Annotated in this window: 22 protein-coding genes, 3 tRNA genes and 1 pseudogene; 8 read left to right on the forward strand and 18 right to left on the reverse strand. The window is 70.9% G+C overall.

Going from position 1 to position 20,480, the window contains the following annotated elements; translation table 11 throughout:
* Nucleotides 1–34: 34 nt before the first annotated feature.
* A complete protein-coding gene (locus ACNAYW_RS06140; RefSeq protein WP_415848835.1) occupies nucleotides 35–952 on the reverse strand; it encodes an FAD-dependent oxidoreductase in 918 nt (305 codons plus the stop codon).
* A gap of 131 nt (nucleotides 953–1,083) precedes the next feature.
* Between ACNAYW_RS06140 and ACNAYW_RS06145 the strand changes: the two genes are divergently transcribed.
* Complete coding sequence (locus ACNAYW_RS06145; protein ID WP_415848836.1) at nucleotides 1,084–1,680, forward strand: DUF1269 domain-containing protein; 597 nt, start codon at nucleotides 1,084–1,086, stop codon at nucleotides 1,678–1,680.
* A 25-nt stretch (nucleotides 1,681–1,705) separates the two neighbouring features.
* The gene (locus ACNAYW_RS06150) at nucleotides 1,706–2,539 is read left to right on the forward strand and encodes an acyl-[acyl-carrier-protein] thioesterase (protein ID WP_415848837.1); all 834 of its coding nucleotides are present in this window, start codon (nucleotides 1,706–1,708) and stop codon (nucleotides 2,537–2,539) included.
* A 19-nt stretch (nucleotides 2,540–2,558) separates the two neighbouring features.
* Here the strand turns inward: ACNAYW_RS06150 and fdhD are convergent, their stop codons facing one another.
* From fdhD to ACNAYW_RS06180, 6 genes are read right to left on the reverse strand one after another with little or no spacing between them, the layout of a single operon-like run.
* Nucleotides 2,559–3,389 carry a formate dehydrogenase accessory sulfurtransferase FdhD gene (fdhD, locus tag ACNAYW_RS06155; protein ID WP_415848838.1) on the reverse strand — a complete coding sequence of 277 codons (831 nt, stop codon included), beginning with the start codon at nucleotides 3,387–3,389 and terminating at the stop codon, nucleotides 2,559–2,561.
* 41 nt (nucleotides 3,390–3,430) lie between these two features.
* On the reverse strand, nucleotides 3,431–4,192 hold the full coding sequence (locus ACNAYW_RS06160) for a MerR family transcriptional regulator (RefSeq protein ID WP_415848839.1): 762 nt from the start codon (nucleotides 4,190–4,192) through the stop codon (nucleotides 3,431–3,433).
* Between the two features lie 9 nt (nucleotides 4,193–4,201).
* Nucleotides 4,202–5,686 carry a flavin-containing monooxygenase gene (locus ACNAYW_RS06165; RefSeq protein WP_415848840.1) on the reverse strand — a complete coding sequence of 495 codons (1,485 nt, stop codon included), beginning with the start codon at nucleotides 5,684–5,686 and terminating at the stop codon, nucleotides 4,202–4,204.
* An 18-nt stretch (nucleotides 5,687–5,704) separates the two neighbouring features.
* Entirely contained in the window at nucleotides 5,705–6,628 is a 924-nt protein-coding gene (locus tag ACNAYW_RS06170; RefSeq protein WP_415848841.1) for a ferritin-like domain-containing protein, read from the reverse strand.
* A gap of 30 nt (nucleotides 6,629–6,658) precedes the next feature.
* Entirely contained in the window at nucleotides 6,659–7,513 is an 855-nt protein-coding gene (locus tag ACNAYW_RS06175) for an SDR family NAD(P)-dependent oxidoreductase (RefSeq protein WP_415848842.1), read from the reverse strand.
* The gene (locus tag ACNAYW_RS06180) at nucleotides 7,513–8,508 is read right to left on the reverse strand and encodes an alpha/beta hydrolase (RefSeq protein WP_415848843.1); all 996 of its coding nucleotides are present in this window, start codon (nucleotides 8,506–8,508) and stop codon (nucleotides 7,513–7,515) included. The genes ACNAYW_RS06175 and ACNAYW_RS06180 overlap by 1 nt, the downstream gene beginning before the upstream one ends.
* A gap of 87 nt (nucleotides 8,509–8,595) precedes the next feature.
* Here ACNAYW_RS06180 and ACNAYW_RS06185 point away from each other — a divergent pair, with 87 nt between their 5' ends.
* Together ACNAYW_RS06185 and ACNAYW_RS06190 are read left to right on the forward strand one after the other, a co-directional pair.
* Nucleotides 8,596–9,660, forward strand: a complete 1,065-nt coding sequence (locus tag ACNAYW_RS06185) for a 2Fe-2S iron-sulfur cluster-binding protein (RefSeq protein WP_415848844.1) — start codon at nucleotides 8,596–8,598, stop codon at nucleotides 9,658–9,660.
* Nucleotides 9,661–9,733: 73 nt separating this feature from the next.
* Nucleotides 9,734–10,282 carry a dihydrofolate reductase family protein gene (locus tag ACNAYW_RS06190; RefSeq protein ID WP_415848845.1) on the forward strand — a complete coding sequence of 183 codons (549 nt, stop codon included), beginning with the start codon at nucleotides 9,734–9,736 and terminating at the stop codon, nucleotides 10,280–10,282.
* Here the strand turns inward: ACNAYW_RS06190 and ACNAYW_RS06195 are convergent.
* The 6 genes and pseudogenes from ACNAYW_RS06195 to ACNAYW_RS06220 form a co-directional block, all read right to left on the reverse strand.
* Nucleotides 10,279–11,220 carry an LppP/LprE family lipoprotein gene (locus tag ACNAYW_RS06195; protein WP_415848846.1) on the reverse strand — a complete coding sequence of 314 codons (942 nt, stop codon included), beginning with the start codon at nucleotides 11,218–11,220 and terminating at the stop codon, nucleotides 10,279–10,281. The genes ACNAYW_RS06190 and ACNAYW_RS06195 overlap by 4 nt on opposite strands.
* 123 nt (nucleotides 11,221–11,343) lie before the next feature.
* Nucleotides 11,344–11,772, reverse strand: a pseudogene (locus ACNAYW_RS06200) (DUF6264 family protein); the annotation flags it as partial.
* 144 nt (nucleotides 11,773–11,916) lie between these two features.
* Nucleotides 11,917–11,990, reverse strand: a tRNA-Phe gene (locus ACNAYW_RS06205).
* Nucleotides 11,991–12,032: 42 nt separating this feature from the next.
* Nucleotides 12,033–12,109: transfer RNA gene (locus ACNAYW_RS06210), tRNA-Asp, on the reverse strand.
* A 25-nt stretch (nucleotides 12,110–12,134) separates the two neighbouring features.
* Nucleotides 12,135–12,207 (reverse strand) — tRNA-Glu (locus ACNAYW_RS06215).
* A gap of 178 nt (nucleotides 12,208–12,385) precedes the next feature.
* Nucleotides 12,386–13,237 carry a sigma-70 family RNA polymerase sigma factor gene (locus tag ACNAYW_RS06220; protein WP_415848847.1) on the reverse strand — a complete coding sequence of 284 codons (852 nt, stop codon included), beginning with the start codon at nucleotides 13,235–13,237 and terminating at the stop codon, nucleotides 12,386–12,388.
* Nucleotides 13,238–13,315: 78 nt separating this feature from the next.
* Here ACNAYW_RS06220 and ACNAYW_RS06225 point away from each other — a divergent pair, with 78 nt between their 5' ends.
* The 3 genes from ACNAYW_RS06225 to ACNAYW_RS06235 are packed head-to-tail and all read left to right on the forward strand — an operon-like array spanning nucleotide 13,316 to nucleotide 14,549.
* Nucleotides 13,316–13,702 (forward strand): DoxX family protein, encoded by a 387-nt coding sequence (locus tag ACNAYW_RS06225; protein ID WP_415848848.1) that lies wholly within the window; start codon nucleotides 13,316–13,318, stop codon nucleotides 13,700–13,702.
* Nucleotides 13,703–13,743: 41 nt separating this feature from the next.
* Nucleotides 13,744–14,070, forward strand: a complete 327-nt coding sequence (locus ACNAYW_RS06230; protein WP_415848849.1) for an ArsR/SmtB family transcription factor — start codon at nucleotides 13,744–13,746, stop codon at nucleotides 14,068–14,070.
* Nucleotides 14,067–14,549, forward strand: a complete 483-nt coding sequence (locus ACNAYW_RS06235) for an SRPBCC family protein (RefSeq protein ID WP_415848850.1) — start codon at nucleotides 14,067–14,069, stop codon at nucleotides 14,547–14,549. The genes ACNAYW_RS06230 and ACNAYW_RS06235 overlap by 4 nt, the downstream gene beginning before the upstream one ends.
* Before the next feature lie 57 nt (nucleotides 14,550–14,606).
* Here ACNAYW_RS06235 and ACNAYW_RS06240 read toward each other — a convergent pair whose 3' ends face one another.
* The gene (locus ACNAYW_RS06240) at nucleotides 14,607–15,176 is read right to left on the reverse strand and encodes a YdeI/OmpD-associated family protein (protein ID WP_415848851.1); all 570 of its coding nucleotides are present in this window, start codon (nucleotides 15,174–15,176) and stop codon (nucleotides 14,607–14,609) included.
* 360 nt (nucleotides 15,177–15,536) lie between these two features.
* Nucleotides 15,537–15,953, reverse strand: coding sequence for a VOC family protein (locus tag ACNAYW_RS06245; protein ID WP_415848852.1), 417 nt, complete (start codon nucleotides 15,951–15,953; stop codon nucleotides 15,537–15,539).
* A gap of 100 nt (nucleotides 15,954–16,053) precedes the next feature.
* On the opposite strand from ACNAYW_RS06245, the gene ACNAYW_RS06250 reads away from it, so the two are divergent.
* Nucleotides 16,054–17,277 (forward strand): glycosyltransferase, encoded by a 1,224-nt coding sequence (locus ACNAYW_RS06250; RefSeq protein ID WP_415848853.1) that lies wholly within the window; start codon nucleotides 16,054–16,056, stop codon nucleotides 17,275–17,277.
* On the opposite strand, the gene ACNAYW_RS06255 is transcribed toward ACNAYW_RS06250, so the two are convergent.
* The 3 genes from ACNAYW_RS06255 to ACNAYW_RS06265 are packed head-to-tail and all read right to left on the reverse strand — an operon-like array spanning nucleotide 17,191 to nucleotide 20,467.
* A complete protein-coding gene (locus ACNAYW_RS06255; RefSeq protein WP_415848854.1) occupies nucleotides 17,191–18,261 on the reverse strand; it encodes an ABC transporter ATP-binding protein in 1,071 nt (356 codons plus the stop codon). The two genes, ACNAYW_RS06250 and ACNAYW_RS06255, sit on opposite strands and share 87 nt — an antisense overlap.
* Before the next feature lie 47 nt (nucleotides 18,262–18,308).
* Entirely contained in the window at nucleotides 18,309–19,625 is a 1,317-nt protein-coding gene (locus ACNAYW_RS06260; RefSeq protein WP_415848855.1) for an ABC transporter substrate-binding protein, read from the reverse strand.
* A 38-nt stretch (nucleotides 19,626–19,663) separates the two neighbouring features.
* Nucleotides 19,664–20,467: a carbohydrate ABC transporter permease gene (locus ACNAYW_RS06265; RefSeq protein ID WP_415848919.1), complete on the reverse strand. Its 804-nt coding sequence runs from the start codon at nucleotides 20,465–20,467 to the stop codon at nucleotides 19,664–19,666.
* Between the last annotated feature and the right edge of the window lie 13 nt (nucleotides 20,468–20,480).

Genomic DNA, 20,480 nt, shown 5'->3' on the forward strand with positions numbered 1-20,480 from the left:
CCACGATCCGCCGGCGCGCTCGGGGGTTCGGGCGTCAGCCGATCAGGGTGGCGACCTCGTCCGCGCAACCCCAGCTCAGCGTGACCCCGGCGCCGCCGTGGCCGTAGCAGTGGACGACCTCGCCCTCGCGCTCGAGGCGGACCGTCGGGCGGGAGGGCCGTAGCCCGATGTTGTGCCCGAGCACCCGCGCGTCCGCGAGTTCGGGGACGAGGGCACGGGCGCGCGCGACGATGGCGTCCGCGGTGGCCGGGTCGACGGTCAGGTCCTCCGCCCCGTGGTCCTCGGTGCCGCCGACCACGACGTCCCGCGAGCGCGGCACGACGTAGGTCGTCACGCCGAGGTCGAGGGCGGAATCGTCGATCCACCACCGGTTGACCCCCACCTGCTCGAGGTAGACCACCTGCCCGCGAACGGGTTCCATGGTGGCGTCGCCGACGAGCTCGCGCGCGCCGAGGCCGGTCGCGTTGACGACGGTGCCGTCGAGTTCGGAGAGTGCAGCGACGTCCCGCTGTTCGACGACGCCGCCCAGCTCGCGCACGCGGGCCGCGAGCCACGGCAGGTAGACGGGCATCTCGATGACGGGAGAGACGAAGCTCCACCCCTCGGCGTAGCCGGGCCTCGGCGCCTCGACCCGCTCCACGGACGGCACCGCGGACGTCCACCAGGGTTCCGCCACGGACTCGCGGAACAGCTCCGTGCCGGGCGTCATGACGACGCCGTCGACGCCCCGCGCGGCGAGGGCGGTGAACTCGGTGAGCGTCGCGGCGGACCAGCCGGTCACCCGGTCGCGCGGTTCGGCGAGATACGGGTACCAGACGGCGGCGGCCACCGCGGAGGTGACCTCGGGCGTCAGGCTCCGCCCGTGGACCCGCACCCGGTGCCCCGCCTCGAGAAGGCGCACCGCGCACGACAGCCCGATCACACCGGCACCGACGATCGTCACCTCAGCCATGCCCACACCCTGTCATGCCGGGCACCGGGAGCGGTGGCCGTTCCCGCGATGACACCGCCTCTTCGCGATGACGGCGTACGCTTTGCAGTGGCACCATCCGATCGAATCACTCACCGAGACAAGGACCTGCCATGAGCGAATACGTCGCCGTCATCTCCCTACCCACCCGCGCCGCCACGTACGAGGAGTACTCGGAGCTCAAGAACACGGCCGACACCTACGGCGTCGTCTCGTCGGCGATAGTCGAGCGCAACGCCGACGGCACCTTCGCGATCCCGGAGACCACGGACGGCACGACGGGCACCGGCACCCTCAGCGGTTCGCTCATCGGCATGCTCGTGGGTGTGCTCGGCGGCCCGGTGGGCCTGCTTCTCGGCCTGTCGGTGGGCACGGCGACCGGCGCGCTGGTGGACGCGAGCAACCTCGACGACGCCGACGATGTGATCTCGCTCTTCGCGCAGCAGCTGCCGCCCGGCAACAACGCGATCATCGTGCAGACCGAGGAGCCCACCACCGATGCGCTCGACGCGCAGGTGGCCCGGGCCGGCGGCCGCATCGTGCGGCGCCCGCTCGACGAGGTGATCAGCGAGCTCGAGGCGCAGCAGGACGCCGCGGACGCCGCCGCGAAGGCCGCCCGCAAGGCGGCGCACGAGCAGAAGAAGCAGGAGCGTCACGACAAGAACGAGGACCGGATCAACGCGCTCAAGGCGAAGTTCAGCCGCGACTGATCGCCACCCTCGTTAGGCTCGCCATGTGAGTGATTACGAGTTCCTGCAGGCAGCGCCACCCGGTCCCTCGTTCGAGAGGAGCTGGCCCGTCCGCACGGGCGACGTCGATCCCGACCGACGCGTCCGGCTCGACGGGATCGCGCGCTACCTGCAGGACATGGCGAACGACGAGATGTTCCACCGCGGATTCGACGCCACCGACCCGTACTGGCTGGTGCGCCGCAGCATCATCGACGTGCACGAGCCGCTGCACTGGCCCTCCGACGTGACCCTGCTGCGGTGGTGTGAATCCACCAGCTCCCGCTGGTGCAACATGCGGATCACGCTGCGCGGGAGCGCCGGCGGGCACGTCGAGACCGAGGCCTTCTGGATCCGGTTCAGCGCCGAGTCCGGAATGCCCACGCACATCAGCGACGGAGGCATGGAGTACCTGCAGCAGTACGTCACCGAGACGCGGCTGCGCTGGAAGGCGCTCAACACCGCCGCACCGCCCGCGCCCTCGGCGAGCGACTACACGGTGAAGCTCCGCGCCACCGACTTCGATCCGTACCAGCACCTCAACAACGCCGCGTACCTGCAGCTCGTCGAGGACGATCTGAACGGCGATCCGCTGCTCGCCGCGCCGCACCGCGCCGTCATCGAGTACCTCGCGCCGATCCCGCTGGGATCCAGCGTGCAGGTGCGGTTCGAGCGCGACGACGCCGGCTACCGGCAGTGGCTCTACCTCCTCGACGAGGACGGCGCGCCCGCGCGCAAGCCCGCGTCGGCCGTCTCCGTCGTGGCGCTCCCCGGCGAGCCCTTCTCCCCGCCCGCGCCGTGGCCGCCGGAGCAGGTGGACCGGATCGAATGGCGGGTCTGAGCGGCCGTCCGCGGCGGCCTCAGCCCACCCGATGGGCCGCGGTGTAGACGTTGAAGTGATCGCCGCGGACGAAGCCGAGGAGGGTCAGGCCCGCCTCGTCGGCGAGTTCGGCCGCGAGGGACGACGGTGCCGACACCGCGGAGAGAACGGGGATCCCGGCCATCACGGCCTTCTGGACCAGCTCGAAGCTGGCGCGGCCGGAGACCTGGAGCACGACGCCGCGCAGCGGCAGCCGTCCCTGCAGGAGGGACCAGCCGATCACCTTGTCGACGGCGTTGTGCCGTCCGACGTCCTCGCGCAGCACGAGCAGGTCGCCGGAGGCACCGTCGAACAGCGCGGCCGCGTGGAGGCCGCCCGTCTTCTCGAAGACGGCCTGCCCGGCGCGCAGCCGGTCCGGGAGCACGACCACCCGTTCGGGCGCGACGACGAGCGGGTCCTCCCGCACGTCGAACCGGGAGACGGTGCGCACCGCGTCGATACTCGCCTTGCCGCACAGCCCGCACGAGCTGGTGGTGTAGAAGTTCCGGGCCGCGTCGGGCCCGGGCGGTCGGGCGCCCGGCGCGAGCGTCACGTCGAGCACGTTGTACTCGTTGGTCTCCCCGCCGGTGCCGGGCCCGCCGCAGTGGATCGCCGAGCGGAACTCCTCGGCGGCGGCGAGGACGCCCTCGGAGACGAGGAAGCCGGCGGCCAGTTCGACGTCGTGCCCGGGGGTGCGCATGGTCACGGCGAGCGGTGCGCCGGCGACCCGGATCTCGAGCGGTTCCTCGGCGGCGAGGGAGTCGATCCGCCGCACGGGATCGCTTCCGACGGTGACCTTCTCCACCGCCCGCCGCACCGTGATCCGTCCCATGATCCCGACGTTACACCGGGCGGCGAGGCGCGGATCGCGGGCTAGGGAGCGTCGGCCGCGGTATCGGCGTCGGCCCGGTTGCCCGCGGCGACCTTGTGCGCCCGCAGCTCCCGGTCGAGGGCCGCGTCCAGCGCCCGGTCGAGGGCGGCGTGCGCGTTCTCGGTGCCCGCACGGCGCATCGCGCCGAACAGGTCGACGGCCCACGCGACGTCCTCGTCCGTCGAGGGCAACCAGCCCGGCCCACGCCGGCGGTCCACCTCGTCGTGCGCGGCGGTCATGTAGATCTCGGCCGCCGCGGTCATGGTCGCCGCGAACCGCCGGTGCACATCGACGAGCACCGCGAGATCCATGCCCCTGCCGACCAGCCGTGCGAGGTTGCCGATGATGTGCCGGTCCGCGGCCTCGTAGCGGCCCGGCTCGTCGGTCGCGCTGACCACGCCCGCGTCGATCAGCGAGGCCAGCGCGGCGTCGTCGAGCGGCCCGAGCCGGGCCTCGAGGTCGCCGCGATCGAGGACGGGGCCCTTGCCGGACGCCCAGGGCTCGTCGAGGATCTCCGTCAGGTCCAGCGCGTCGCCGATCCGGGCGCCGGGGTTGGTGAGGAAGGTCGCGATGTGCCCCAGGTTGAAGCCGTTGCTGAGCAGCTTGTTGATGGCCAGCAGGTTCCGCAGGTGCTTCTCGGTGTAGATCGCGACCCGGCCCCGGCGCAGCGGCTGGGGCAACAGCCCCCGCTCCTGGTAGCCCCGGATGTTGCGGGTCGTCGTCCCGGACACCCGGGCCAGGTCGTCGATCCGGTACTCGGTCATGCCCGCATGTTATCCGGCCGCCACCGCGGCGCCCGCCTCCTCGTGCACGAGGATCCGGTAGTCCTGCAGGTCGACGGTGCGCAACTGGCCCACGTACTGCGAGGCGAAGCCCGGGTACATGGTGGCGTTGAACCCGTCGTCGGTGAGGTACCAGCTGCTGCACCCGGAGTTCCAGGTGGTCGCGGTGAGCCGCCGCTGGATGTCGCGGTTGTACTCCTCCTGGGCGTCCGCGCGCACGTCGAGCGCCTTCCAGCCGTTGCGCAGGAGCTGCCCGATCGCGTCGGTGATGTAGTCGATCTGCGCCTCCATGTAGACCAGGGCCGAACTGTGCCCGGGGCCGGAGTTCGGCCCGAAGGTCACGTAGAGGTTCGGGTAGCCCGAGACGGCGACGCTGCGGTAGGCGTAGGCGCCGCCGCTCCACTCGTCCGCGAGCACGCGACCGTCGAGCCCGGTGACGGGGATCGGCGAACCGGTCTTGGAGACGTCGAAGCCCGTGGCGAAGACGATGCAGTCGAACCGGTGCTCCACGCCCTCGACGGTGCGGATGCCCTGCGGTGCGATGCGGGCGATGGGCCAGGTCACGAGCGTGCAGTTGTCGCGTTGCAGGGCGGGGTAGTAGTCGCTGGTCATGAGCAGTCGCTTGCAGCCCGCCGCGAAGTCCGGGGTGAGCTGGCGGCGCAGCCACGGGTCGCGCACCTGCAGCCGCAGGTGCAGCTTGCTCACGGCCTCCACGACCCGGGTGAGCGGCGTGTTCCACACGACGCCGAGGGCGACGGACTCGTGCCCCCAGAACCAGAGGGCGCGGGCGAGCTGCTGCGCCCCGGGGATCCTCCGGTAGATCGACTTGGTGAATTCGCCCGTCTCGGTGTTGATCCGGGGCAGCACCCAGCCGGGCGTGCGCTGGAAGACCTTGACCGAGGCCGCCTGCTTCACCAGCTCGGGCACGATCTGTACGGCGCTGGCCCCGGTGCCGACGACGGCGACCTTCTTGCCGGCGAAGTCGTAGTCGTGGTCCCAGCGGGCGCTGTGGATCTTGTGGCCCTCGTAGTCCTCGATGCCGCGGATCGCGGGGAAGGAGCAGTTCGCGAGGGGGCCGGAGGCGATGATCACGGCGCGCGCCCGCTCGGGTTCGCGGCCGTCGAAGGAGATCGTCCACTCCCCCGCATCGGCGTCGTAGACCACGCCGGTCACGGTGTGCTCGAAGCGGATGCGCGGTGCGACGCCCGAGGATTCGACCATCGAGTCGATGTAGTCGAGGATCTCGGCACTGCCGGAGTACGTGTGCGACCAGTCGGGGTTCGGGGCGAAGCTGTAGGAGTACAGGCGCGACGGGATGTCGCACGCGGCACCCGGATAGGTGTTGTCGCGCCAGGTGCCGCCCACGCGGGTGTCGCGCTCGAAGACGACGTATTCGTCGATCCCCTTGTCCCGGAGGCGGATGGCGGCGCCGATGCCGGCGAAGCCGGCACCGATGATGGCTACGGAGTGCGTCATGGCTGTCAGGCGTCCTCGTCAGGCGGTGGGCTCGTAGGTCAGTTCCTGCGACCAGGTGGGGGTGCGGTGCACCAGGGGGAAGGGGATCAGCGCGGTGGCCTTGACCAGCGCGTCGGCGGGCACGTGGTAGAGCTTGTTGCCGCGGTCGATCACCCGGCTGCCGTGCCAGGCCACCATCCGGAACATGGGGAGCCGCTGGATGTACTCGCTGCGCTCGCCCGCCGCGCGGTAGCGCTTCATGGCCCCGTACAGCCGCTCCTCGTCGACGCCCATCTCGACGATGTTGTCGCGCATCTTGTTCAGCAGCGGGACGTAGCTCAGGAAGCCGATGAGCAGCGAGGGCTTGATCCAGCCGCCGACGAAGTCGATGGTGCGCTTGCGCAGGTCGGCGTGGCCGAGCATGTCCATGACCTCGAAGTCCACCGCGAGGTGGCGGGACTCGTCGGCGTTGATCCGCTTGAACACCTCCTGCGCGATCGGGTCCTTCACCTCGTCGGTGATGAACTTGATGAGGGCGCCGTCGAGCGCGACCTCGAGCATGGGGATGACGGTGCCGAGGAAGGAGAGCGACATTCCGTCCGAGTACTGGTCGAGCCAGTTGATGACCAACTGCACGTTGATGTTCGGCGACGGGATCTCGTCGTCGTCGAGCATGCCCCAGCGGCGCATGAGCGCGAGTTCGGCGTTGGCGTGCTTCTGCTCCTCCGCGTGGAAGTGCTCGTAGATGCTCTTGAGCGTGGGGGTGGGCGCCTTGCGCGCCATCGCGGCGAACCCACGGGCGCCCACGTTCTCGATCCACATCAGGTCGGAGAGGAAGGGCTTGAGCTTGGCGTGCAGGTCCGGGTCGATGAGCTCGGCACCGGGTGCGTCCCAGTCGATGTCGGCGAGTGCCCACTGCCGGTCCTTGATCATCGTGAGCATGTTGTCGAGGTCCATGGCCATGGCGGGAGTTCCTTTCGGGGAGTGCGGCGGTCAGGAGGCGGGCAGGAGCCGGGCGAGCAGCCCCAGGCCGCGGACGTAGGGCGTCGGGAAGTGGCGCTTGAGGTGCCAGATGACGTTCGCGTCGAGCTGCGGCACGACGTAGAGGCGGCCGAGGTCGAGCGCGTCGAGGGTCTGCGCCGCGACGCCGTCGGGCGAGATTCCCGTGAGCTTCATGAGGGTGCCGGCGAGGTTCTTGCTGCCCTCGGTGATCCGGCCGTCGCGCGCGACGTTGGTCTTGACGAAGGTGGGGCACAGCACGGTGACGTCGACGCCGGTTCCGGCGAGCTCGGCGGCGAGGGTCTCCGACAGCGACATGACGCCCGCCTTCGAGACGTTGTACGGCCCCATCGACGGCGCGGCGGCGAAACCGGCGGCGGAGGCGACGTTGATGATGCCGCCGCGGCCGGCCTCGCAGAGCATCGGCGCGAAGAGCTCGCAGCCGTGCACCACGCCCCACAGGTTGATGCCGAGGGCCCAGTTCCAATCGTCGAGCCCGATGTCGCCCACGGGGCGGCCGCCGATCCCGACGCCCGCGTTGTTGATCACCACGGTCGGTGGGCCGTCGAAGACGGTGCGCGCGAACGCCGCGAGGGATTCGACGGCCGCACGGTCGGCCACGTCGACGACGACCGCGTGCGCCGTCCCGCCGCGGGCCTCGATCAACGCGACGGTCTCCTTCGCCCGCCCCTCGTCGATATCGGCGCAGACGATCTCGCCGCCGCGGCGGGCGAGTTCGAGCGCGAAGGCGCGACCGATGCCGCTGCCGGCGCCGGTGACGACGGCCCTGGCGTCGGCGGTGACGGGATTGCGGACGAGGTGGTGCAACAGTCTGTCGATGCCGAACATCAGGAGGCCTCCGAATCGGTGTCAACCGCAGTGGTGTCGAGCGCGGCGGTGTCGAGCGCGGCGAGGAAGTCGCGCACCCGCAGGAGCGCGGCGTCCGCCTCCGGCGCGAGCCGGGGCAGTGCCTGGAAGACGTGCATGAGGCCCGGCCAGATCTCCAGCGTGCTGACGCCGCCGTGGCCGCGGAGCTCGGCGTCGAGGTGACGCGCGTCCGCGGACAGCATCTCGGCGCCGCCGGCCTGGATCAAGAAGGGCGGCAGGCGGTCCGAGCGCCAGAAGTCGAGCTGCAGGCGCGGATGCGCCGGATCGATGCCCGCGGTGTAGAGGTCCACCAGGCGCTTCGCCGCGGCCGCGGAGATCGCCGGGTCCCGGCGGACGCGTTCCTGCTCCGCGGCGAGGGCGAAGGTGAGGTCGATGAGCGGGGAGAACAGCACGGCCGCGGCGGGCTGCGGGCGATCCGCGCTCGCGTGATGCAGCACCAGGTCGCAGATGAGGTGGCCGCCCGCCGAATCGCCGGCGATCACCAGGTCGCCGGCCGCGTAGCCCTGGGTGAGCAGCCAGTCCCAGCCGGCGGCGACGTCGCCCGCCGCCGTCGGGAACGGATGCTCGGGGGCGAGCCGGTAGTCCACCACGAACACCGGTAGGCCGGTGGCGACGGACAGCCGGGCCGCGAGGCTGCGGTGCGTGCGCGCCGAGCAGATCGCGTACGCACTGCCGTGCACGTAGTAGATGGCGCGCCGGCCGTGGTCGACGCCGGGGCCGAGGACCCAGTCGCCGCGGACAGGGGCCCGCACGGGCGTGACGACGGTCCCCCGCGGTGTCGAGCCCAGAGCGCCCATGATCGCGGCCACGAGGCCGCGGGCGACGCGGATCCCGGGGGCGTTCATCGGGATGAGCCCGCTGGTCACTCCGAGCCCGTAGCGGGTCAGGACGGCGGCGACGTCGGACCGCGTGGTCGACGCCGACGGGACCGGCGGCGCCGGTGTGGTGGTTCGCATGACTTTCACACCACCAGCAATCGTGCCATTTGTCAACGGCACAGTTAGCGCGGTAGCGTCCGGGTCCCCGACGAAGGAGCAGAGCACGTGGATTCACCGACGCCCGCGCCAGCGCGTCCGCTCGAGATCATCGACGTGATCGAGGAGACCGCCGACGCGGTCTCCCTGGTGTTCGCGCACCCGGCCGGGGATCGCTTCGACTACCGCCCCGGGCAGTTCCTAACGCTGCGGGTACCGGGCACGCCGGAGGACGGCACCACGTGGGCGCCGCGCTGCTACTCGCTCTCCAGCACCCCCGGGCTCGACGAGCACCTCCGGGTCACCGTCAAACGCACGGCCGGCGGATACGCCTCGAACTGGCTGTGCGACAACGCGAAACCGGGCATGACACTCGAATCACTGCCACCCGGCGGGCGGTTCACCGTGCGCGACGATCCCGACCGCCTCGTGCTGTTCGCCGCCGGGAGCGGCATCACGCCGGTGATCTCGATCCTGCGGGCCACCCTCGCGGAGTCCGCCGTGCCGGTCGTGCTCGTCTACGCGAACCGGGACCGGGGCTCGGCGATCTTCGACGCCGCGCTGGCCGACCTGGCCGCGGCCCACGGCGACCGGCTGCAGGTGATCCACTGGCTCGAGGCCGAGCGCGGACTGCCCGACGCCGCCGCGCTCGCCGCCCTCCTGTCGGCGCCCACCGGCGCGACGTCGGCGTACCTGTGCGGGCCCGCCGCGTTCATGGAGTGCGCCACCGAGGCCGCCGCAGCCGCCGGCATCGACGGTGCGCGGATCCACCGCGAGAGCTTCTCCTCCCTCACCGGCGATCCCTTCGCCGCGCCCACGGTCACGACCGCCCCGGCCGGCGGCCCGGCACCGTCGGACGGTGCCGCGACCGTCACCGTCGACCTGAACGGGGCGACCACCACTCTCGCGTGGCCGCGCGATCAGGTCCTGCTCGACGCCCTGCTCGAGCATGGTCTCGACGCGCCGTACGTGTGCCGCGAGGGCAACTGCGGCGGGTGCGCCTTCACCCTGCGCCGCGGGGAGGTGCACATGCTGGTCAACGACACCCTCGACGACTACGAGCTCGGCAACGGCGTCCGGCTCGCGTGCCAGTCGCTCCCCCGCGCGGACGAGCTGGAGGCCGAGTTCGGCTGACCGATGAGTTCCGGGCGCCCGCGGAGTCAGTATTGACGGGTGGCGCGCGCCGCGACGCCCGGAGAGGACAGTCATGCGAACGCTCGCGATCACGCAGAACATCACCCTCGACGGACGGGTGGAGATGCTCGGCGACTGGTTCGACCCCACGGACCAGCCGTCCGACCTCCTCGCCGAGATACAGCGCCAGGACGCGACCTGCGACGCGGTGCTGCTCGGCCGCCGGACCTTCGAGGACTTCCGCGGGTACTGGCCCGAGCAGGACGACGACTCCACCGGGATCACCGACCAGCTCAACGCCGTCACGAAGTACGTGGTCAGCACGACCCTCACCGATCCGGGGTGGGCGAACTCCGTCGTCCTCGGTGGGGACCCGATCGCCGAGGCCGCGGCCCTCAAGGCGCGGCCCGGCGGCGACATCGTGGTGACCGGCAGCATCACGCTGTGCCACGCTCTGATCACCGCCGGCCTGGTGGACGAGTTCCGGTTGTTCACCTACCCGGCGGTGCAGGGCCGCGGTCGGGGGCTGTTCCCCGAGGGGCACGAGTTCGCACGTCTCGACCTCATCGGCGAACTGGCGTTCGGCAACGGTGTCGTCGGCCTGCGGTACCGCCCGCGTTAGCAGCCGAGGCGAGCGGCCGTGGCGGGCGGGACGCCCTTGTCCGTGCACGAGAACCCGCTGCCGAGGGCGACACCGCTCCAGCCGCCGCCGGTGTAGCGGAACAGCAGCTTCGTGTTCTGCGGGTAGGCGTCGCGGGCGGGGATGCGGGCGCTCGCCCACTCGTCGGCGCAGACGATCGCGTCGACGGTGAAGGGCTTCACGATCTGTGCGCCCCAATTCATCTCGGCCGTGCTGCGCAGCGTCTCGGACGTCGCCTCCGCGCAGTGCGAGACCGGCGCGGGCGCCGCCGTCGGCGAGGCGGAGGTGGGCGCGGCGGTGGGGGCCGCGCCACCGTCGAAGGCCTGCGGCGGCACGTCCTTGTCGGGCGTGACGGTCCGCCCGGACAGCGTGTAGGTCACGATCACGGGTCCCCCCGAGGGGCCGGCCGTGGCGTCGCCCGGGTTGAGCCAGCGGTAGGCGAGCGCCACGGAGTCGTGGGTGCTGCCGAAGACGCCGGTGAACGCGGTGTAGCGGCTGGTGGCGGTACCGAGGTAACCGAGGCGGTCGAAGAACAGGAACCACACCGGCGAGCTGCCCGTGCCCCCGGTCAGGTCCGCGCGCACCCACATCAGGGCGGGGCAGTCTCCGGTGCTCGCGTCGGTGGCGCGCGTGGCGGTGTATCCGATGCCGCGGAACGACGGGAGCTTCGCCACCGCGTCCCGGACCGTCGGCGAGGCGAGGTCCAGGCATTTCCCGTTCCCTTCGGTCACCGGGCGGGCCGCGCCAGCGTCGGGGGCCGGCGGCGTCGAGGCGCCCTGCCCGGTCCCGGCCCGCGCGCTCGTCGCCGGGGTCGCGAAGGTCGACGGTGCCTCTCCCGCCGGGGTCGGCCCGTCGCCGCACCCGGCGAGGAGAGCGAGTGCGGCGGCGAGACCGATGACGGTCGTCGAAGTCCTGATCATGCGTCCCCCCGAACGATCGGCGTCCCCGGGTGGTGCGCCGTCGTCCTGTCGTTCGGTGACGACGACGAGATCGTTACCACCGCGTACCGCACATCGGTCACCGAGTGATCGGGGGGCGTCGTCCTACGCGGGGCTCACGCCGCTGAGCTGCTGCATCGCGGCGAGGAACAGGCCGGCCTGGACGAGGCCGCCCAGGAGGGGCAGCCAGAACGCCGGCGTGCGCCGCACCATGAGGACCACGGCGACGACGAGCGTCACCAGGAAGGCGATGATGCCGCCGACGTCGTTGAGCACGTAGGCGGTGGAGAGCTTGTCGTAGTCGCAGTCGTTCGCGCCGCACGAGTCCGTCGCCATCACCCAGAAGAGGCTGAAGTACAGGAGCCCTAGCACGACGACCGAGTACACGCCGAACAGCGCGATCGTCACCACCGTGTCGAGGATGCGCCACGTCGGCCAGCGGTTCGGTACGTGCGGCGCGGCCGGCATCGGCGCCGGGTACGGGTGCGGCGGGGCGTGATTCATACCTCGATCATGGTGCGCCGGAGCCCGCCGCGGATCCGTAGCCCTGCGCGTCCCGCTAGGGGGAAGTACTCATGCGGCGTCAGTCGAACGAGTGGACCGCGTTGTACACCACGCTCAGGCGGACGTCGAGGTCCTGAACACGAGAAAACCCCCTGCGAACAGGGGGTTTTCTTGTGGCCAGAGCCGGGATCGAACCGGCGACCTACCGCTTTTCAGGCGGTCGCTCGTACCAACTGAGCTACCTGGCCGTGCCGGTAAAACCGTCACCGCCGAGTTCCTACGAACTCGGATGGCGACCCTGACGGGACTCGAACCCGCGACCTCCGCCGTGACAGGGCGGCGCGCTAACCAACTGCGCCACAGGGCCATATGCAATTTTTCGTCTTGCGACGTACCCCCTACGGGATTCGAACCCGCGCTACCGCCTTGAAAGGGCGGCGTCCTAGGCCACTAAACGAAGGGGGCTCGCTTCGGGCGACTTGAAGCCGCTCTCCGCACCGCTTCCGTGTTCCGTTGGGAGCTGGGATAGCTTATGGCACATTCCACCCAGTTCCCAAATCGGCAGGTCAGCGTGTGGAAATCCGGCGCACAAGTCCTCCTCGACGATCAGCTCCTGAACAGCGCCTGAACAGCTCCGGCACGCTCATCGTGCCGGCAGGTCCATCCGCGCGAGCCGTGCCGGGTCGAGGATGGACACCAGGTCGACGATCCGGCCGCCGACCACCGTGCACGCCATGAGGCCCACTGGTTTCCCCGTCGGGCCCCAGACCAGGATCCCCGGCGCCCCGTTCACGCTGACGCGCCGCGCCTCGATCCGGCTCGGATCGCCCCGTCGAACCACCTCGAGCACCGCGTTCGCGCCGATCGTGACCGTCTCCCCGCGAGGCGTCCGTCGGGTCCACGTGAGGTCGGGGTCCAGCACCGTCAGCAGCGCCTCGAAGTCACCATCACGCGCCGCGGCGAGGAAGGCGTCCACGACCGCGCGCTGCTCCCGTCGCTCGGCCGTCGGCCGCGGGCCGTTCTGCACGCGGCGCCGGGCCCGGCTCGCGGCCATCTTCGCGGCGTCGGGCGAGCGGCCGACGATGGCGCCCACCTCGGCGAAGGGCACGGCGAACAGGTCGTGCAGGACGAAGGCGAGGCGTTCGTCCGGCCGCAGCGAGTCGAGCACCACCATCAGCGCGAGCCCGACGGCGTCGGCGGCGACCGCGACGTCCTCGGGTCCGTCGTCGTCGGTGACGATCGGGTCGGCGTCGTCGACGTCCGTCTCAGGGTGCGCCGTGCGGGCACGCAGGACGTCGATGCAGATCCGCCCGACCACCCGGGTGAGCCACGCCCCCAGGTTCTCGATCGGCGGACCGTCGTACCGGTCGAGCCGCAGCCACGCCTCCTGGACGGCGTCCTCGGCGTCGGCGCGCGCCCCGAGGGCGCGCGTGGCCACCGCGATCAGTCGCGGCCGGTGCTGCTCGAACTGCTCCGTGCGGGTCGTGCGGTCCATCGTCGTTACCTTTCCATGCGGCGATCCGTCATACCTGTGACGAGCCCGCACGGGCGAAGGTAACGAGAGGACACCGCCATGAACACCGCACTGTGGATCATCACCGCCGCCCTGGCGCTCGGCTTCACCGCCGGCGGCCTGGCCCTGCTCGCGCTCCCCCGCGATCGCTACCGGGCCCTCGGGGCGAACCAGCACTGGGTGGACGACTTCGGCGACGGCCACCTCAAGGCGATCGGCGCGATCAAACTGACCGGCGGGCTCGGGCTGATCCTGCCGGCCGTCACCGGGGTGGCGACGGTGCTCTCGCCGCTCGCCGCATGCGGCCTCGCCCTGTTCATGGCGGGGGCCGCGACCACGCGCTTCCGTCGCGACGAGTGGGGGTACATGGCAGGCGACGTCGTCTTCATCGCCGCCTTCGCGTTCGTGGCCTGGGGCCGGTTCGCGCTCGCCCCGTACGGCGCCTGACCCGTTGACGGACGCAATGCGTAAGTAGTAACTTACGTATTGTGTCCGCCACCGATCCCTGGTCCGCCCTCGCCGATCCCACCCGGCGCACGGTCTTCGCCCGCGTGGCGGCCGGGCCGTGCTCGGTCACCGAGATCGCGCGGGACCTCCCGGTCAGCCGGCCCGCCGTCTCGCAACACCTGCGGGTCCTCCTCGACGCGCACCTCGTCGACGTGCGCAAGCAGGGACGCGAGCGCCTCTACCGGCCCCGGCCCGACGGGCTGGCAGCGATGCGTCGCGAACTCGAGGGCTACTGGGCACAGACGCTGACCACGTTCAAGCAGTTGGCCGAACAGGCTTACGCCGAAGAAGGGAATCCACCGTCATGAATGCCACCTCGCCCGCCCCCACCGCACTGCAGGTCGACATCACCGTCGACGTGCCCGTCGATTTCGCGTATCGGGTGTTCACCGAGCGCTTCGACGAGATCAAGCCGCGCGAGCACAACCTGCTCGCGGTGCCGATCGAGAAGACCGTGCTCGAACCTCGCGTGGGCGGCACGGTCTACGACGTGGGGACGGACGGCTCCGTGTGCACCTGGGCCCGCGTGCTCGCGTGCGACCCGCCGAACTCGCTGACGATCAGCTGGGACATCAGCCCGCAGTGGCGGATCGAGCCCGATCCGGAGCGGACCAGCGAGGTCGAGCTCCGCTTCGTCGCCGAGACGCCGGAGCGCACGCGGGTCGAGATCGAGCACCGGCACCTCGACCGGCACGGCGAGGGCTGGGAACAGGCAGCCGCCGGGATCGGCGGGGAGCGCGGCTGGCCGCTGTACCTGGACCGCTTCCGGGCGGCCGCCGCCCGGTAGGGGCGGGGCGCCTCAGGATGTCGAGTTCTGGAGGCACGGAGGTGCGCCAGTGCACGTCTACGCGTCCGGAGGTCGAATTCCTGAGGCGCCGAGGTCGGCGACGGCCCGCGCGACCAGCTCCGCACGCCGCCGCGGGGTCCGCGCCTTGAGCAGCGTGAGGATCACGGCGTAACGGTCGGACCGGCTCATCGCCTCGAACGCCACCGCGGCGCCGGGGTTCTCCGCCAGCGCCGCCACGAGATCGGGCGGGGTCTCCGCGGTGCGCTGGGACGCGTAGGCGGCGTCCCAGCGCCCGTCCGCCCGCGCGGCGTCGCGCTGCGCGTAGCCCGCCGGCCGCACCCGCCCCGCAGCGGCGAGCGCCTCGAACTTCTCCACGTTGATCGCCGACCACGAACTGGTGCGGCGTCGCGGCGAGTACCGCTGCAGGAACGAATCCGCGTCGTTCGACTTCCGCTGACCGTCGATCCAGCCGAAGCAGAGCGCGCCGTCGAGCGCGTCCTCGATCGTCAGTCCCGGGACGGCGGAGTTCCGTCGTGCGATCCGCAGCCACGCCTCGGTCGCGTCGACGTGATTGCTCTCGAGCCAGCGCTCCCACTCGTCGACGGTGACGAATTCGAGTACATCCATGATCGATCCTTCGGTGGGCCCCGTGGGACTCGAACCCACAACCTACGGATTAACCTGCCACTTCGTCTTTCGACGCCGCCCGGAGGCGTTCGTGGTCTGGACTGTCCCTTCACCCTGGCGCTGACGCGCTGTAGGTGCCACCCGTCCAGTCTCTACACCTTCCGAGGTTGCCCTCGGCTTGGCTCGGGATCGCCATGCCGGTATCCCGGCGAAGGGTTCCCCGAATTTGAGTGGTGTCATCCCGGCCGTTTCCGACCGAGCGCTCCTATTTCGAAGTCCGCTGCTCTGCCAATTGAGCTAGAGGCCCTAGCGCCGGTCAGTCTAGCGACTGACCGACGCCGGGACATGAACCGGGCCGGATCAGGACGCCGCGGCGTTGACCATCCAGTGCACACCGAAGCCGTCGACGCACATGCCGAAGGTGTCACCCCACGGCGCCTGCACGAACGGGACGGTGACGGAGCCGCTGGCGGACAGCTTCTCCCACCACTCGGTGAGCTTGGCGAGGTCGTCGCCCGAGAGGGAGACGGACACGTCGTCGCCGACGTTCCGCGGCATCCCCGTCGGCGTATCGGCGCACATGAGGGTGAAGCCGTCCGGCGTGGTGAGCTGGCCGTGCATCACCTTGGCGGCGTCGGAGGGATCCGTGAGCATCTCGGGCGGCATGCCCTCGAAGGTGGAGATCTCGAGCTCGCCACCGAAGACGTCCCGGTAGAACTCGAGCGCCGCGCGGGCATTGTCGGAGAAGCTGATGTAGGGGTTCAGGCGTACGGTCATGCCTCTGATTCTGCTCCCGCTCACCGACAAGTTCACACAGTTCGTCCAGCCGATTCCACCCGTTCACCCCCGCGACCGTCCCCACGGGCAGCCTGACGGGATGCAGCCGATGCACATCGTTCAGCTGGCGAACTTCTACGGGCCCCGTTCGGGCGGCCTGCGCACTGCCGTGGACCAGTTGGGCGCGGGCTACGTCGACCGGGGGCACGCCGTCACCCTGGTGGTGGCGGGCCGCGGGCACCACGACGAGGTGCTCGACTCCGGGGTCCGCCGGATCACCGTCCCGGGCCGCAAGTTCTTCCGCGTGGAGGGATACCGCGCCGCGAGCCCCGTCCTCATCCGCCGCCTCCTCCCGACGCTCGGCGCCGACTCCCTGGAGGTCTCCGACCGCCTCACCCTGCGCGGCATGGGCCCGTGGGCGAAGGCGCATGGCATCGGCTCGATCATGATCAGCCACGAGCGCCTGGACCGGATGATCGAGCTCGGGGCACCGCCCCGCGTGGCGACCTGGGCCGCCGACGTCGCGAACCTCGGCACGGCCCGCAGCTACGACACCGTCGTCTGCACCACGGCCTTCGCCGGCGAGGAGTTCGCGCGGGTGCAGGCGCCCAACGTCGAGACCGTCCCGCTCGGCGTCGACCTCGCGACCTTCCGCCCGGACCGCGCCACGCCGTCGACGCGCGCGAGGTGGTCCGACGGTGCCGACGTCCTCCTCGTGCAGTCGTGCCGGTTGTCCATGGAGAAGCACCCGGCGCGGGGCATCGAGGTCCTCCGGGCCCTCGTCGCCGACGGTGTCCGCGCCCGCCTCGTGATCGCGGGCGACGGCGCGATGGCCGACGAGCTGCGGCGGCAGGCCCGCGGCCTGCCGGTGGTCTTCACCGGCCACCTCGCGGACCGCGACGATCTGGCCGACCTGCTCGCGGCAGCGGACGTCGCGATCTGCCCGGGCCCGCACGAGACCTTCGGGCTCAGCGCGATGGAGGCGCTCGCCTCCGGCACGCCGATCGTGGTGTCGCGCAACAGCGCTCTCGCGGACGTGACCCGCGACGGGTGCGGGCTCCCCGCCGCCGACACGGGCGCCGCGTTCACCGCCGCCGTGCGGGCGGTCCTGGGGGGCGACCACGGCGCGGCCGCGCGGGCGTGCGCCGAGCAGTACACCTGGGACACCGCGGTGGAGACGATGCTCGGCCTGCACCGGGCGACGGCGGACCGGCGGCGGTTCCTGCGTGCCGGCCGTTCAGCGCAGCCGCTCGCCCGACTCCGCGTGGAAGAACAGCGCCTGCTCCGCCGCCGGAACCAGGCCGGCCTCCTCGCCGGCTCGTAGCGTCGACGCGCGGTCGGTGCGCGCCACGACCGGCTTGTCCTGGCCGTCGACGGTGACGTAGACGAGGGCCTCGGCGCCGAGCTCCTCCACCAGCGCGACGGTGCCCTTCGCCGCGCCCGGGGTACCCGCCGGGACGACCTCGAGCCCCTCGGGCCGCAGGCCGACGGTCACCGTCGCACCGGAGTCGATGGAGCGCGGCACCGGCACCGTCGCACCGGCGATGTCGGCGCCGGCGTCGGTACGGGGCACCGTCAACAGGTTCATGCCGGGCGAGCCGAGGAAGCCCGCGACGAAGGTGTTGACCGGGTCGTCGTAGAGCTCCCGCGGCGGCGCGGCCTGCTGCAGCAGACCGTCCTTGAGCACGGCGACGCGGTCGCCCATGGTCATGGCCTCCACCTGGTCGTGCGTCACGTACAGCGTGGTGACGCCGAGCCGGCGCTGCAGCGCGGAGATCTGCGATCGGGTCGAGACCCGCAGTCGCGCATCGAGGTTCGACAGCGGCTCGTCCATCGCGAAGACCTTGGGGTGGCGCACGATGGCGCGCCCCATGGCGACGCGCTGGCGCTGCCCGCCCGAGAGCCGCGCGGGCTTGCGGTCGAGCAGCGGCTCCAGTTCGAGCATGGCGGCGGCCTCGGCCACCTGCTTCGCCGTGTCCTCCTTGGAGACACCGGCGTTGCGCAGCGCGAAGCCCATGTTCTGCGCCACCGTCATGTTCGGGTAGAGCGCGTAGTTCTGGAAGACCATGGCCACGTCGCGCTTCTTCGGCGAGACCGCCGTGACGTCCACGTCGTCGATGAGGATCCGCCCCTCGGTGACCGCCTCGAGCCCGGCCAGCGCCCGCAGGCTGGTGGACTTGCCGCAGCCCGACGGGCCGACCAGCACCACGAACTCGCCGTCGGCGATGTCCAGGTCGAGCGAGCTGACCGAGGGCCGCTCGGCGCCCGGGTACTGGACGGTCGCACCGTCGAAACGCACCGTTGCCATGGTCTTCCTTGACTCCCTAGTTCCTACGAAACCGACTGCCGCCGAGCTTACTTCGGCAGCTTGGGCTTGATCTGCGAGTCGATCTTGCCCTGGATGGTCTTCTGCAGCGCGCCGAGCACGGCCGCGGTGTCGCCGCCCGCCACGATCTGCTGCAGCGCCCGGCCGATGTCCTCGCCGCCACCGGGGACGAAGACGCGGGCGTTGTCCTGGCTCCGGGTCAGCGGCAGCTGCTTGACGGCGGTGCCGAAGTTCGGGTTCTTCTCGATGAAGGCCTTCATCGAGGGCTCGTCGACGGCGGCCTTGCGCACCGGCATGTAGCCCGTGGCCTGCGAGAACTTCGAGGTGTTCGTCGTGTTGGTGAGGAACTCGATGAACTTGACGGCCGCGGCCTTGCGCTCGGCCGAGATGCCCTCGGCCACCGCGACACCCGCGCCACCGGTGGGGCACGACTTGCCGGCGGGGCCGGGCAGGAAGGCGGTGCCGAGCTCGAACTTTGCGGACGTGGTGATCGTCTTCAGCGAGCCGGTGGACTGCAGCGTGACGGCGGCCAGCCCGGCGCCGAAGTCGTTCTCGGGGGTGGTGGCCAGGCGGCCCCACTTGCTGATGGTGTCCTTGAGCTGGTTCGCCGCCGCGATGGACTCCGGGGTGGTGAACTTCAGGTCCCAGCCGTCGGAGTAGGCGCCGCCCTTGGACCAGTTCCAGCCCTCGAAGACCCAGTCGATGTAGTTCTCGCCGTCGGCGATGACGATCGCCTTCTTGTCGCCGCCGATGGCGTCCTGGATGCGGGGCGCCCACTGCGCGAACTCGTCCCAGTCCTTGGGGCCGCGGTCCTCGAGGCCGGCCTTCTTCCACACGTCCTTGTTGTAGTAGAACAGCGGCGTCGAGCGGGCGAAGGGCACGGCGTAGTGCTTGCCCTCGAACTTCGTGTCGGCCAGCAGGGAGTCGACGTACTCCTCGGGCTTGAGGCCGGCGCCGGCGAACAGGTCGTCGAGCGGGGCGATCTGCTTGTTCAGCGCGAAGTTGAACCAGGTCACGTCCGAGACGACGACGATGTCGGCCTTGTCGCCGCCGGAGAGCGAGGTCTGGAACTTCTGCGCCACCTGCTCGTAGTTCTTGCCGCCGTCGAGCAGCTCCACCTTGATGCCGGGGTTGGCCTTCTGGAACTCGTCGATCAACGCCTGCTCGGTGGCCTTCGAGCTGCCCGGATGGTTGCTGAGGAAGCGCAGCGTGATGTCGCCGCCGCCCCCGCCGCTCCCCGAGTTCGACGAGCCGCCGCCCGAACCCGAGCCCGCGCACGCGGCCGCCACCGCCGCGGTCGCCGCGAGGCCGGTGACGAGGAATCCGCGCCGTGTGAAGTCGCCCATGAGTTTCTCCCTTGGTGTTTCTTCTGTGGTGGTCCCGGTCAGCCCTTGACGGCGCCGGAGGTCAGGCCCTTGATCATCTGCCGCTGCAGGATCAGGAAGACGATGAGCATCGGCAGGGCGGTGAGCAGGGTGGCCGCCATGACCGGCCCCCAGTTCACCCCCTGCTCGGTGTTCTGGAGCAGGGTGAGGCCGACGGGCAGCGGCGCGACGGCGGCGTTGTCCGACATGAGGAACGGCCAGAGGTACTCGTTCCACTCGTTCACGAGCGTGATGACCGCGAAGGCCACCATGGTGGGGATCGAGACGGGCAGGATCACCCGGAACAGCAGCCGCAGGTGCCCGGCCCCGTCCATGCGCGCCGCCTCCACGATCTCCTTGGGCAGCGAGAGGAAATGGTTGCGCATGAGGAAGGTGCCGAAGGCGACCCCCGCCAGCGGCAGGATGATGCCGACGAAGGTGTTGCGGTAGTCCGCCATGAGCGCGTAGTTCGAGATCACGGTGATCTGGTTGGGCACCATGAGCGCCGCGATCACCACGAGGAAGAGCGCCTTCTTGAACGGGAAGCGCAGGAACACCAGCGCGTACGCGGTGCTCACGCCGAGGACGAACTTGATGGTCCCGGTGACCAGGGTGATGATCGCCGAGTTCCGCAGGTACTGCCAGTACGGGATCTCCTGCGTCACGTAGCTGTAGTTCTCCGGGTACCAGGTCGGCGGCCACCAGGTGGCGGGCGAGACGAAGATGTCCGGCCGGTCCTTGAACGAGGTGATCACGATGAAGTAGACCGGCACCGCCACGAGCAGCAGCGTGGCCGCCATCCCGAGGTAGCCGAGCGCCTTCATTCCGGTGCTGCCC

The organism is Tsukamurella ocularis, assembly GCF_965138335.1.
Lineage (GTDB): Bacteria > Actinomycetota > Actinomycetes > Mycobacteriales > Mycobacteriaceae > Tsukamurella > Tsukamurella ocularis_A.